The 12,176-nt window shown below is 67.4% G+C and carries 14 protein-coding genes and 1 tRNA gene; 8 read left to right on the forward strand and 7 right to left on the reverse strand.

Going from position 1 to position 12,176, the window contains the following annotated elements; translation table 11 throughout:
• Positions 1-186: 186 nt before the first annotated feature.
• The 3 genes from Q1K70_RS03600 to Q1K70_RS03610 all read right to left on the reverse strand — a co-directional run bounded on the left by Q1K70_RS03600 (position 187) and on the right by Q1K70_RS03610 (position 2,234).
• Positions 187-807 (reverse strand): tetratricopeptide repeat protein, encoded by a 621-nt coding sequence (locus Q1K70_RS03600; RefSeq protein ID WP_300155871.1) that lies wholly within the window; start codon positions 805-807, stop codon positions 187-189.
• Between the two features lie 3 nt (positions 808-810).
• Positions 811-1,926, reverse strand: a complete 1,116-nt coding sequence (locus tag Q1K70_RS03605; protein ID WP_300155874.1) for an AI-2E family transporter — start codon at positions 1,924-1,926, stop codon at positions 811-813.
• Between the two features lie 65 nt (positions 1,927-1,991).
• The gene (locus Q1K70_RS03610) at positions 1,992-2,234 is read right to left on the reverse strand and encodes a DUF2905 domain-containing protein (RefSeq protein ID WP_300155876.1); all 243 of its coding nucleotides are present in this window, start codon (positions 2,232-2,234) and stop codon (positions 1,992-1,994) included.
• Positions 2,235-2,294: 60 nt separating this feature from the next.
• Here Q1K70_RS03610 and Q1K70_RS03615 point away from each other — a divergent pair, with 60 nt between their 5' ends.
• The 4 genes from Q1K70_RS03615 to Q1K70_RS03630 all read left to right on the forward strand — a co-directional run bounded on the left by Q1K70_RS03615 (position 2,295) and on the right by Q1K70_RS03630 (position 5,912).
• Entirely contained in the window at positions 2,295-3,422 is a 1,128-nt protein-coding gene (locus tag Q1K70_RS03615; RefSeq protein ID WP_300155879.1) for a pyridoxal phosphate-dependent aminotransferase, read from the forward strand.
• 140 nt (positions 3,423-3,562) lie between these two features.
• Positions 3,563-4,303, forward strand: a complete 741-nt coding sequence (locus Q1K70_RS03620) for a basic amino acid ABC transporter substrate-binding protein (RefSeq protein WP_300155882.1) — start codon at positions 3,563-3,565, stop codon at positions 4,301-4,303.
• Between the two features lie 72 nt (positions 4,304-4,375).
• Positions 4,376-5,185 (forward strand): amino acid ABC transporter permease, encoded by an 810-nt coding sequence (locus Q1K70_RS03625; RefSeq protein ID WP_300155885.1) that lies wholly within the window; start codon positions 4,376-4,378, stop codon positions 5,183-5,185.
• Positions 5,172-5,912 (forward strand): amino acid ABC transporter ATP-binding protein, encoded by a 741-nt coding sequence (locus tag Q1K70_RS03630; protein WP_300155887.1) that lies wholly within the window; start codon positions 5,172-5,174, stop codon positions 5,910-5,912. The genes Q1K70_RS03625 and Q1K70_RS03630 overlap by 14 nt, the downstream gene beginning before the upstream one ends.
• A 168-nt stretch (positions 5,913-6,080) precedes the next feature.
• Here Q1K70_RS03630 and Q1K70_RS03635 read toward each other — a convergent pair whose 3' ends face one another.
• Both Q1K70_RS03635 and Q1K70_RS03640 read right to left on the reverse strand, forming a co-directional pair.
• Complete coding sequence (locus Q1K70_RS03635) at positions 6,081-6,551, reverse strand: tRNA (cytidine(34)-2'-O)-methyltransferase (protein WP_300155890.1); 471 nt, start codon at positions 6,549-6,551, stop codon at positions 6,081-6,083.
• Positions 6,548-6,952, reverse strand: coding sequence for a hotdog fold thioesterase (locus tag Q1K70_RS03640; RefSeq protein WP_300155893.1), 405 nt, complete (start codon positions 6,950-6,952; stop codon positions 6,548-6,550). The genes Q1K70_RS03635 and Q1K70_RS03640 overlap by 4 nt, the downstream gene beginning before the upstream one ends.
• Positions 6,953-7,072: 120 nt before the next feature.
• Here Q1K70_RS03640 and Q1K70_RS03645 point away from each other — a divergent pair, with 120 nt between their 5' ends.
• On the forward strand, positions 7,073-7,399 hold the full coding sequence (locus tag Q1K70_RS03645; RefSeq protein ID WP_300155895.1) for a hypothetical protein: 327 nt from the start codon (positions 7,073-7,075) through the stop codon (positions 7,397-7,399).
• A 59-nt stretch (positions 7,400-7,458) separates the two neighbouring features.
• Here Q1K70_RS03645 and Q1K70_RS03650 read toward each other — a convergent pair.
• Positions 7,459-7,534 (reverse strand) — tRNA-Val (locus Q1K70_RS03650).
• A 122-nt stretch (positions 7,535-7,656) separates the two neighbouring features.
• On the opposite strand from Q1K70_RS03650, the gene rfbB reads away from it, so the two are divergent.
• The gene (gene rfbB, locus Q1K70_RS03655; protein ID WP_300155898.1) at positions 7,657-8,676 is read left to right on the forward strand and encodes a dTDP-glucose 4,6-dehydratase; all 1,020 of its coding nucleotides are present in this window, start codon (positions 7,657-7,659) and stop codon (positions 8,674-8,676) included.
• Positions 8,673-9,557: a dTDP-4-dehydrorhamnose reductase gene (gene rfbD, locus Q1K70_RS03660; RefSeq protein ID WP_300155900.1), complete on the forward strand. Its 885-nt coding sequence runs from the start codon at positions 8,673-8,675 to the stop codon at positions 9,555-9,557. The genes rfbB and rfbD overlap by 4 nt, the downstream gene beginning before the upstream one ends.
• Here rfbD and Q1K70_RS03665 read toward each other — a convergent pair.
• Complete coding sequence (locus Q1K70_RS03665) at positions 9,530-11,014, reverse strand: hybrid sensor histidine kinase/response regulator (RefSeq protein WP_300155970.1); 1,485 nt, start codon at positions 11,012-11,014, stop codon at positions 9,530-9,532. The genes rfbD and Q1K70_RS03665 overlap by 28 nt on opposite strands.
• A 138-nt stretch (positions 11,015-11,152) precedes the next feature.
• Between Q1K70_RS03665 and Q1K70_RS03670 the strand changes: the two genes are divergently transcribed.
• Complete coding sequence (locus tag Q1K70_RS03670; RefSeq protein ID WP_300155903.1) at positions 11,153-12,166, forward strand: glycosyltransferase; 1,014 nt, start codon at positions 11,153-11,155, stop codon at positions 12,164-12,166.
• Positions 12,167-12,176: the final 10 nt, after the last annotated feature.

Genomic DNA, 12,176 nt, shown 5'->3' on the forward strand with positions numbered 1-12,176 from the left:
CGGGCGGTGCTGGCCGGCTTTGCGGCCTGCGTCGCCCGGCCCATTTCCGCGACCACCACTGCCGACGCCCCGCCACCCACCATTCCGACCGCCTTCCCACCCCCACCCATCGGGGAGGCCAAGGTGGGGGTCACCCCCTCCTTGCCGCCGGAGGCATCTTCCCTCTTTGCAACGCTTCTCTCCCCCTCATCCCACCTTCTTCTTGCGCGGCGACCAGTTGCGGGCCATGGTCTGGATGGATTCTACTTGTCGCGGGGTGAGCATGGCTTCGATCTGGTCGCGCAGGGAAGTCGCGCCGGATTTGTCTTCGGCCGGCAAGTCCGGCGCGGCCACGGCGAGGACGGACCAAAAGTAGGCCTTGACGGTGTTTTTGGAGACGCCCTTGCCGTAGAGGTAAAGGGTGGCCAGGAGGTATTGCGCGCCGCCCTTGCCGGCCAGTCCCGCTTCGGTGAGCAGTTTGGCGGCGTCGACGAAGTTCTGGGGTACGCCCTGGCCGTAGTAGAAGAGCTTGCCCAGGCAGTACTGGCCGTCGGGGTTGCCGGCGGCAGCCGACCGTTTGAACCATTCCGCCGCCTTGGCGAAGTCCTGGGGCGCGCCTTGGCCGGTGTAGTACATGGCCGCCACCTGGTTTTGCACGGTGGCGTCGCCGCCGGCGGCCAGGGGCAGGAATTCTTCCAGGGCCTTGGCGTAGTCGCCTTCGCGGTAGGCCTTGACGCCTTCTTCCATGCCTGCGTGCGCCGTGGGAACCACGGCCAGAAGACACGTGACCGCCAGCGCGGCCGCGACGATATGCACTGCGCGTCCCAAACCTCAATCCTTTGTTGCGTCAGGGGTTGCCGGCGGCGGCGTGTCGTCCGTTTTCCGGATGCCGAGCGAGGGCAGTTGGAAGTCCGTGCCCATGATGACGTGGCGGTAGAGGAACACCGAAATCGGCACCCCGAGCACCATGCCCCACAGACCGAACAGCTTGTGTCCGACGTAGAGGATCATGAGCGTGATCAGGGGGCTGATCTTGAACATGGCGGCCACGATGCGGGGGTTGAGCACGTAGGTTTCGATGGTGTGCACGATGATGATCATGACGATGGCCCACAGGGCGTGGCTGGGACCGACGGTGTTGACCGCCACCAGCACGATGGGGGCCGAGGAGATGAAGGTGCCGAGCACCGGGATGAGCCCGCAGAAGAAGACTACCGTGGACAGCAGCATGACCGGCTCGATGCCGAGGATGTACATGCCTATGGCGGTGAACACGGTGTTGACCCCGGCGATCATCATCTGGGCCCGGAAGCCCATGCCCACGACGATGGCGAAGCGCACCACGCTGCGGGCGGTGACGTCGTAGATGTCGCGCAGCCGGGACTCGCGCAGGGCGATGGTCTTGGCCCGCAGCTTGGGGAAGTCGAGCATGATGAGGAAGCTGAAGAGCGTGCCCAGGAGGAAGGTGGAGACGTAGGTGGAGATCTGGTTGAAGGAATTGACGGCCAGGCTGAACAGCGTCTCGGTCTTGACTCCGACCAGGGCTTCCAGGGTGAGGTAGTCCTTGACCTTGGAGATGGGCGCGGCCATGTCCGGGGCCAGCCAGGCCCACTGGTCGAGGTGCCGGCGCAGGGTTTCCAGGGTGTCGGGCAATTTCTTGAGGAAGGACGTGGATTCGGACCCGAGCTTGGGCAGCACCGAGGAGAGCAGCGAGAGCACGACGGCCATGAAAACGATGTAGACCACGGCGGCCCACAGGGTTCGCGGCAGCCGGGTCCTGGCGGCCAGGGCCTCGATGGGGCCGTTGAAGAGGAAGCACAGGATGTAGGTGATGAAAACCAGTCCGAACAAGCCGTAATAATTGATCAGCCAGACCAGCCCGAAAAAGGCGGCCCAGATGGCCAACGTCTTGTTGGTGCGGAAAACCTGGGTGATGTCGCATGCCATAGGGAGGCAGGGCTAGCACAAATCGCCCGGGGCGACAATGTCGGTACGGTGACGGATGCGCGCGCTCACTTGCGAAAAAGGGAAACCAGCAACGACAGGATGATGCTGATCACGAGGCACGTGACCCAGGGGAAATAGACCGAGAATCCTTCGCGTTCGAGGTGCAGGTCGCCGGGCAGGCGACCCAAAGGCAGGCGCTGCCACAGGTCGCGCAAAAATCCCGGCCGGTCCGCCAGGAGCATGAGCGCGCCGATGCAGGCCAGTGCGAGTCCAAGGAGCAAAAGCAGCTTGCCGGGAGAAGGATTCATCGGTATGTCCGCTTGTTTTCGTCGGCATTGGTATCCGCATCGTCAAAGGAAGGCAACGTCGTGCATCTGCCCCCTTTCCGCCTGGAACGGTTCTTCGCCCGGCACGAGTTCACCGCGCCGCGGCTCTTGTGCGCCTCGGACGGGGAGACCTTGTCCGTGGCCGAACTTTTCGATCTCGTGCCCGGGGCCGAGGCCGGGCTCGCCCGGCTGCGGCTGGGCTACACCGACTCCCGGGGCGCGCCGGAGCTGCGCCAGGCCATCGCCGGCCTCTACGACACCATCGGCCCGGACGATGTGCTCGTCCATGTCGGGGCCGAGGAGGCCATCTACACTTTCATGGCGGCCACGCTCGCGTCAGGCGACGAGATCGTCGCGCCCACGCCCTGCTACCAGTCCCTGTCGGACGCGGCCACGGGCTTCGGGGCACGCGTGTCCGCCTGGCGGTGCGATCCGGCCTGGGGCTTCGCCCCGGACATGGGCGAGCTCGGGGCCCTGCTCGGCGCCCGGGCCAAGGCGCTGGTCCTCAACTATCCCCACAACCCCACCGGCTGGATGCCTTCGCCCGAGGCTTTCGCGGCCATGATCGGGATGGCCCGGGAGCGAGGGGCCAGGGTCTTTTCCGACGAGGTCTACCGGTTTTCCGAGGCCGAGGGCGTGCCCAGGCTGCCGGCGGCCTGCGACCTCGACGAGCGGGCGGTGTCGCTTGGCGTCATGTCCAAGTCCTTCGGCCTGGCCGGGCTGCGCGTGGGCTGGGTGGCCTGCCGCGACCGGGAGCAGCTGGCCCGCATGGCCCAGGTGAAGGATTACCTGTCCATCTGCGGCTCGGCCGTTTCCGAATATCTGGCCGTGTGCGCCCTGGCCGCCCGCGAGGCCATCCTCGGCCGGATGCGGGACCTTTTGGCCAAAAACCACGCGCTGCTCAGGGAATTTTTCCTGGCCCGGTCGGACCTGTTCCATTTCGTGCCGCCGCGCGGCGGGCTGACCACCTTTCCGGGGCTGCTCTCCGGCGACGCGGACGACTTCTGCCAAGCCGCCCTCGACAGGGCCGGGCTCTTGCTTTTGCCCGGACGGCTCTACGGCAAGGAGTGGCCGGACCGGTTCCGCATCGGTTTCGGGCGGGCGGATTTCGCGGAGAACCTGGAAGCGCTGGCCGCGTTTTGCCAAAACTGGCATTGCGGCAAAGCCTAGGGAAATCGTCGCGATTGCGGGTTTTGCCGGTCGGCGATCTTGAATTTTGGTGACGTTTCGGCCACAAGTGCAAGGAAAGCTCACGGGCGCGCAAGGGGATGTCCCCAGCAGTATCCGGCACACCCACAAAGGAGTCCTCCATGGTCAAAAAACTCGTCCTGTCCCTGGCCCTCGTCGCCATGACGGCGTCCCCCACCCTGGCCAAGACCATCGTCTTCGCCACGGACGCCACCTGGCCGCCGATGGAATTCGTCAACGCCGACAAGCAGATCACCGGCTACGCCATCGACTACATGAAGGCCGCCGGCAAGGAGGCGGGCTTCACCCCCGAATTCAAGGCCGTGGCCTGGGACGGCATCTTCGCGGGCCTGGCCGCCGGCAAGTACAACGCCATCTGCTCCTCGGTGTCCATCACGGACGAACGCAAGAACACCATGGATTTCTCCACTCCTTATTTCAAGGTGCGCCAGGCCCTGGTCGTGCCGGTCAAGTCCGAGGCCAAGTGCATCGAGGACATGAAGGGCAAGACGCTCGGCGCGCAGATCAGCACCACCGGCCACTTCGCCGTCAAGAAGGCCGAAGGCGTCAAGGACAAGTCCTACGACGAAGTCGGCCTGGCCTTCGAGGATCTGTACAACGGCCGCATCGACGGCGTGGTCTGCGACGACCCGGTCGCCGCCCAGTACGCCCTGCAAAACGACAAGTACAAGGGCGCGCTCAAGATCGCCTGCATCATCGAGGCCGGCGACGAGTACTACGGCATCGCCCTGCAGAAGGGAAACAAGGAAGACCTGGAGCTCATCGACAAGGGCATCAAGGCCGTCCAGGAAAAGGGCATCGACAAGCAGCTGCTGGCCAAGTGGATCGGCGGCGGCAAGTAACCCCGCGTCATTTCGACATCGCACCGTCCGCCGGCTCCGCAGCCGGCGGACGTCGTTTGGTGGAACCGCCTCATGACCAAGCAATGCAAGACTTCCGTTGATCCCGGCCACGTCGTCATCGACGTCGGCGACGGTGCGGCCATACCCAAGCCGTCCGACAAGGGGCTCGTCTCGGCCTGGCGTCTGTCCTTCGCCGGAGCGCTGATCGTCCTGGCCTGCCTGCTCTATTTCAAGCCGGACCCCTACCTGCGCATCTTCAAGTTCGTGCCCGACGGCATCCTGGTCACCTTCCAGGTCACGGTCTACTCCATCGCCCTGGCCCTGGTGTTCGGCCTCATCACCGGGCTCGGCCGCATTTCCCGCAACAAGTACGTCAACCTCGTCGCCTCCACCTATGTGGAGATCGTGCGCGGCGTGCCCCTGCTCGTGCAGCTCTTCTACATCTACTACGCCCTGGGCCGGCTCGTGCACGTGCCGGACCTGCTGGCGGCCGTCCTGTCCATGAGCGTGTGCTACGGGGCCTACATGGGCGAGGTGTTCCGGGCCGGCATCACCGCCGTTCCGGTGGGCCAGACCGAGGCGGCCAGATCCCTCGGGTTCAACCGGACCCAGACCATGTACCACGTCATCCTGCCCCAGGCCTGGCGCACCATCCTGCCGCCGGTCGGCAACGAGTTCATCGCGCTTTTGAAGGACACCTCCCTGGTGTCCATCCTGGGCGTGGCCGACCTGCTGCGCCGGGGCCGGGAGTACGCCTCGGAGTCGTTCCAGTACTTCGAGACGTTCACCATGGTCGCCGTGATCTACCTGATCATCACCCTGATCCTGTCCAAGCTGGTCAGCATCATGGAGGAGCGGTTGTCCCACCATGTCAAACGATAATCCCATCATCCGCATCACGGACGTCAGCAAGTACTTCGACCAAGTGGCGGCCCTGCAGAGCGTCAGCCTCGACGTGGCCGCCGGGGAGAAGGTCGTCATCATCGGGCCGAGCGGCTCGGGCAAGTCCACGCTCCTGCGCACGATCAACCGCCTGGAGGACATCAGCCGGGGCAAGATCGTGGTGGACGGCTTCGACCTCGACGACGCGACCGTGGACATCAACAAGGTGCGCATGGAAGTGGGCATGGTCTTCCAGAGCTTCAACCTCTTCCCGCACAAGACCGTGCTGCAAAACGTGACGCTGGCTCCCATCAAGCTCAAGGGCATGACCAAAGCCGACGCCGATGCCATGGCCCAAAAGCTCCTGGACAAGGTCGGCATCCTGGAAAAGGCCGACGTGTTTCCGGCCAAGCTCTCGGGCGGCCAGCAGCAGCGCGTGGCCATCGCCCGGGCCCTGGCCATGAACCCAAAGATCATGCTCTTCGACGAGCCGACCTCGGCGCTCGACCCGGAGATGATCGGCGAGGTGCTCGACGTCATGGTGCGCCTGGCCAGGGAAGGCATGACCATGGTGTGCGTCACCCACGAGATGGGCTTCGCCCGGGAAGTAGCGGACCGCATCGTGTTCATGGACGAGGGGCAGATCCTTGAGGTGGCCACGCCGGCGGAATTTTTCGTGAGCCCCAAGCACCCGCGGACGCAGAAGTTTTTGGAGCAGATTCTTTAGCGGGAGCTGGAGGAAATGGGAGAAGCCTCCGGCGGTCAAAGGGCTTTCGCCCTCTGGACTCCCTTGCCGGGGTGGCGTGCGAGTGTGATTTCGCGACCCGCCGGCAGCCGGGGTTCCGGTGCGGGGACGGCGGGGCGGCACGAAACGGGCAGGTTCTCCCTGCCCGTTCTATTTTCTGTCCAGTTCGCCCACGTGGCGCAGGGCCTCGTAGAGCACGATCGAGGCGGCGTTGGCCAGGTTGAGGCTGCGCACCTGGCCCCATATGGGGATGCGCACGCGGGCGTCGGCCGCCTCAAGCAGGGCTTCGGGCAGGCCCCGGCTCTCCGTGCCGAAGACCAGGGCATCGTCCGGGCCGTAGTCGAGCAGGTGGTAGGGAGCGCTGTCGTGGCCCCGATTGCCGGCGGTGGCGGCCACCAGGCGCGCCCCCGGCCGGGCCGCCCGGAAGGCCGCGAAGTCCTCCCAGACCGTCAGGTTCACGTGGGGCCAGTAGTCCAGGCCCGCGCGCTTGAGGTAGCGGTCCTCCAGGGAGAACCCCAGGGGCTTGATGAGATGCAGCGGGGTCTTGGTCGCGGCGCAGAGCCGGGCGACGCTGCCCGTATTTTGCGGAATCTCGGGCTCGTAGAGCACGACTTCGATCACGCCGTCTCCCGGGTGTAGGGCGTGTCCTTGCGGTAGACCGTGCCCTGGAAGGCGGCCACGGCCTCGCCGGCGTCGTTGGTGATGGCGATGGCGTAGGTGCCCATGCGCGCGCCCAGGGAGACCTCCTTGGCCTCGGCGTAGAGCGTCCCGCCCGTGCCGGCCTTGACGTAGGAGATGGCGGCGGCCACGGCCAGGCTCAGCTTGCCGTGGCTGTTGGAGGCGACGGCGAAGGCCAGGTCGGCCAGGGTGAACACGGCCCCGCCATGGGCGATGCCGGCCCCGTTTTTCAGATTGTCCGCGATGTCCATGGCCGTCTTGGCGTAGCCCGGCCCGGCCTCGATCAGGCGGATGCCCAGCATCCTGGCGAAGGGGTCGCGATCGAGAAACCACTGCATGTCCATGGCGAGTCCTTTGGGCGAGAGGTTGCGAAACGGGGGATGGAAACGCCCGGGGAGCGGATTTGTCAAGCGGTGGGATTGTCGGTATGGGGGGGAACCGCCATCGGCCCCCGGGGGAACGCCATGCTCGAACGTCCCTGCCTCGCCCTGCTCGTCTGGGCCTTCCTGGCCCTCGCGGCCGCGCCCGGTCTGGCCCTGCCGCCCGGCCCGGGCGACCTCACCCGCTCCATCGAGACGTCACGCAAGACCATCGCGGACGACGAGCGCATCCTCGGGGCCTATGACAACGAGATGCGGGCCACCGTGGCCAACGACCCGGCCTCGGCCCGCCGGCGGGAGGAGATCCGCATCCTCAAGCAGCACTATGTGCGGGAGATCGAGAACCTCAAGGCCAGGATCGCGGACGACTACCGGCAGATCCAGGAGATGCGCGCCCGCGGCGTCCAATGAGCCCCGGGCGGCCCAAAATGAAAACGCCCCGCCAAGCGGAGCGTTTTTTTTGGGTTCGGTGGTGGGCGATCGGGGATTTGAACCCCGGACTTCCACCGTGTGAAGATGGCACTCTAACCGCTGAGTTAATCGCCCGTCGAAGAATGTATGTGGGTCGCCTTGATTTGGCAAGACTTTTTTGAGGCAAACGGGTAAAAAGATGCCCGTCGGCACCAACGACAAAATGCAACTAACAAGAATAAAAGGATAAACCACTGATGCGACTGCTCGTGACCGGCGGATGCGGCTTCATCGGCTCCAACTTCATCCGCGACATGCTGGCCCGCCACGACGACTTGGCCATCGTCAACCTCGACGCCCTCACCTACGCCGGCAACCGCCAGAGTCTGGCCGACGTCGAGGCCGACTACGCCGGCCGCTACGTCTTCGTGCGGGGCGACATCGGCAACGCCGAGCTCGCCTGCCACCTGTTCGCGGCCCACGACATCGAGGCCGTGGTCAACTTCGCGGCCGAGACCCACGTGGACCGCTCCATCAGCGACGCCTCGCCGTTTATTCACACCAACGTGGTCGGCACCCAGGTGCTGCTCGACGCGGCCCGGGCCTGCCGCGTGCGCCGCTTCGTCCACGTGTCCACCGACGAGGTCTACGGCACCCTGGGACCCGACGGGAAATTCAGCGAGGACACGCCCCTGGCCCCCAACAGCCCCTATTCCGCCAGCAAGGCCGGGGCGGACATGCTCGTGCGCGCCGCCCACGAGACCTACGGCTACGACACGGTCGTCACCCGCTGCTCCAACAACTACGGCCCCTGCCAGTTCCCGGAGAAGCTCATCCCGCTCATGTTCTCCCGGGCCATGGCCGACGAGCCCCTGCCCGTCTACGGCGACGGCCAGAACGTGCGCGACTGGATCTACGTCACGGACCACTGCCGGGGCGTGGAGCTGGCGCTGCGCAAAGGGCGCGCCGGCGAGGTCTACAATTTCGGCGGCGACGCGGAAAAGCCCAACATCGAGGTGGTGCGCACGATCCTGGCCGCCCTGGGCAAGCCCGAAAGCCTCGTCCGCTTCGTGACCGACCGGCCCGGCCACGACCGCCGCTACGCCATGGACTTCACCAAGGCCGCCCGGGAGCTCGGCTTCGCGCCCGAGTACGACTTCGCCCGCGGCATCGCCGAAACCATGCAGTGGTACCGCGACAACGGGGAGTGGCTGGAAAGCGTCAAGTCCGGGGCCTACCGCCAGTTCATGGACAACTGGTATGGAGCCCGGGCATGAGTGCGCCCGCGGCGGCCAAAGGCCGCGCCATCGTGCTCGGCGGCAGGACGGGGCTGCTGGGCCGGCCCCTGACCGCCGCCCTGGAGGCGGCCGGGTTCGCGGTCTCGCCCACCACCCGCACCGAACTCGACCCCTTCGACGCCGCAGCCGTGGCCCGGGCCATCGAGACCTTCGAGGCCACGCACCTCTTCAACACCGTGGCCTACACCGCCGTGGACACGGCCGAGGACGACGCGGACGCGGCCTATCGGCTCAACCGCGACCTGCCGGCCCTGCTGGCCCGGGCCTGCGACGCGGCCGGGGCGACGTTCGTGCACTACAGCACGGACTTCGTCTTCGGCGGCGACGCGGACAGGCCCTACACGGAAGAGGACCCGACCGATCCGCGCTCGGTCTACGGGGCGAGCAAGCTGGCCGGGGAGACGGCCATCCTGGAGACCGGGATCCTGCGCTGCCAGATCCTGCGCACGGCCTGGCTCTTCGGGCCGGGAAAGAAGAATTTCGTGGACACGATCCTGAACCTGGCCAGGACCCGCGAGGAACTCAAGGTGGTGGCCGACCAGGTGGGCTCCCCCACCTCCACCCTGGACCTGGCCGGCTGGTCGGCCGACCTGGCCGCCGTGGGCCGCCCCGGCATCTACCATGCCGTGGGCTCGGGCCAGGCCAGCTGGTGCGAGCTGGCCGCCGAGGCCGTGATGGCGGCCGGGCTGCCCTGTCGCGTGCTGCCCATCCCCTCGTCGGACTACCCGCAAAAGGCCTGGCGGCCGCGCTACTCGGTGCTGTCCAACGCCAAGCTGGCCGAGGCCATCGGCCGGATTCCCCGGCCCTGGATCCAGAGCGTTCGGGAATACGCCTATTCGCAGGTGCAAAGCAGCGACTGATCGGGCTGCATGGGCAGGGCGAAGCAGAAGGCGGCGCCCTGCCCGGGCTCGCTTTCCACCCAGATGCGCCCGCCGTGGGCCAGGGCGATGCCCTCGGCGATGGCCAGGCCCAGTCCCAGGCTCTTCTCCCCGGCCGTGGGCCGGGCCGACAGGCGCTCGAAGGGCTTGAAAAGCCGCATGCGCTCTTCCGGCAGGATGCCCGGCCCCTGATCGCGCACCCGAACCACGGTCTCCGCGCCCATAAGACGCAGCTCCACCTTGACCAGGGACCGGGGCGGCGAGAACTTGACCGCGTTGGAGAGCAGATTGTCGAGCAGCCGGGCCAGAAGGTCGGGGTCGAAGGACATGGGCGGCGTCTGCTCCACTTCGGCCTCGATGCGGATACCCTTGCCCGAGGCCGTGGCCTCGGCCAGCCGCACCCGCTCCATCACCAGCCCGTCCAGGCGGGAAATGGCCAGCACCGGCTCCAGCCGGCCGGTCTCCAGGCGGGTGAGGTCCTGCATGTTGGAAGCCAGGGAACACAGCCGCCGGCCGGCCTGGCTGATGACGGCCGCCATTTCCCGCACCTCGCCGCCCACGTGGCCGCAGATGCCGTCGAGGATGAGGTTGGCCGCGCCCACGATGCCGCCGGCCGGGCTTTTGAGGTCATGGGCCAGCATGGACAGGAACATGCGGCGCAGCCGCTCCAGGCGTTTGATCTCGAGCATGCGTTCCACGGCTTCCACGCCGTGCAGCACCCGGCAGTAAAGCTCCTCGCGCTCGAAGGGCTTGTGGAGGTAGTCGTCGCCGCCGTTTTTGAGAAATTCCGCCGAGATGGATCTCGGGGCCTTGCCCGAGATGCCGATGAGGCAGACCTCGCGGCTGCGAAAGCACCGCCGTATGGCCCGGGTCAGCTCCACGCCGTTTTGGCCCGGCATGTCGTAGTCCACGATGACGGCGGCGATGTCCGGACGCTGCTCGAGAATGCGCAGGGCCATTTCCGCGCCGGCGGCGGTGTGCACCCGGAACTGGTAGCGCCGCAGCAGCACGCGCAGGTGCATCCGCATGAAGGCGGAATCCTCCACGACCAGGATGCGGCTGTGGCGGTTTTTCAGCAGCCGACAGGCATACTCGGCCACGCGCTCGGGCTCCTGGGCGTCGGCCACCACGAAGTCGATGGCGTCCAGGGCCTCGGCCCGTTCGCGAAGGGCGGACGTGTACACGCTGCCGGCCGCCAGCCAGGGAACCCTGGCGGCAGCGGCCGCCTCAGCCAGCCGCGTCACCGTGGCCTGGGGCAGGTCCATGTCCACCACGCACAGCGCCCCGCCGGGCCTCGCGGTCCGGGAAAGCAGCTCGATCACGGCGTCGGGATCTCCGGAACGGACGGCCCCGGGCACGGGCGGTCCGCCGCAGTGGCGGACCAGCGCGGCGGCGAGGGCGGCGCTGTCCGAGGCGAGAATGATGCGCGGGTCAGACATGGGCGGCACGGCGTCTCCCCGTTGGAATTCCGGGAAGCTACCAGAGCCGCACCCCCAAGGCAATGCTCATCCGCCGCGCAGCGGGGCCCTGCGGCCGCAGTCCTTGCCGCAGGGCCTTTCCGGCTGTAGAATGGGCGCATGATTTCCGTGGTCATGCCGGCCAGGAACGCCTCCGTCACGCTCCCCGCCGCCCTTGAGAGCCTTCTTGCCCAGACCGGAGCCGACTTCGAGGTCGTGGCCGTGGACGACGGCTCCGACGACGACGGCGCGACATGGGGCGTGCTCGCCGCCTTCGCCGCCCGGGACGCCCGGCTGCGCCCGCTTCGCCTCGCCCACGGCGGCGTCGCCGCCGCCCTTTGCGCCGGCCTGGCCGCCGCCCGGGGGCGCTACATCGCCCGCATGGATGCCGACGACCTCTGCCGCCCCGGCCGCCTGGCCCGGCAGGCCGCCTATCTCGACGCCCACCCCGAAATCGGCCTGGTCTCCTGCCTGGCTGTCTTCGGCGGCGATCCCGACCGGGCCCGGGGCTACCTCGCCCATATCGAATGGGCCAACGGGCTGCGCGACCCCGAGTCCATCCGGCTGGGGGCGTTTCGGGAATCGCCCCTGCCGCATCCCACGGTGATGTTTCGGGCCGAGCTCGTCGCGCGCCACGGCGGCTACCGCCAGGGCCCCTTCCCGGAAGACTACGAACTGTGGCTGCGCTGGCTCGACGCCGGCGTGGCCATGGCCAAGCTGCCCGAGGAACTGGTGGTGTGGAACGACCCGCCGGGCCGGCTTTCCCGCACCGACCCCCGCTACGCCCCGGAGGCGTTCTTCCGCGTCAAGGCCGGCTACCTGGCCCGGGCCCTGGCCCGGCTCAATCCCCACCATCCCCGTGTCCTCGTGGCCGGGGCCGGCCGGATCACCAGACGACGAGCCGAACACCTCCTGGCCCACGGCATCGCCATCGCCGCCTGGCTGGACATCGACCCCCGCAAGGTGGGCGCCGTCCTCGACGGGCGTCCGGTGCTGGCCCCGGAGGCGGTCCCCGATCCCGGGGACTGCTTCGTGCTGCCCTACGTGGCCAGCCGGGGAGCGGCCGACTCTTGGTCCGCCTTTCTGGAAAGCCGGGGTTTCCTCCTCGGACGCTCCTATCTGCCGGCGGCCTGACGTTGCTCCG

Origin of the sequence: Solidesulfovibrio sp., from assembly GCF_029978005.1 — a bacterium.
In the GTDB taxonomy this organism is placed as follows: Bacteria; Desulfobacterota; Desulfovibrionia; order Desulfovibrionales; family Desulfovibrionaceae; genus Solidesulfovibrio.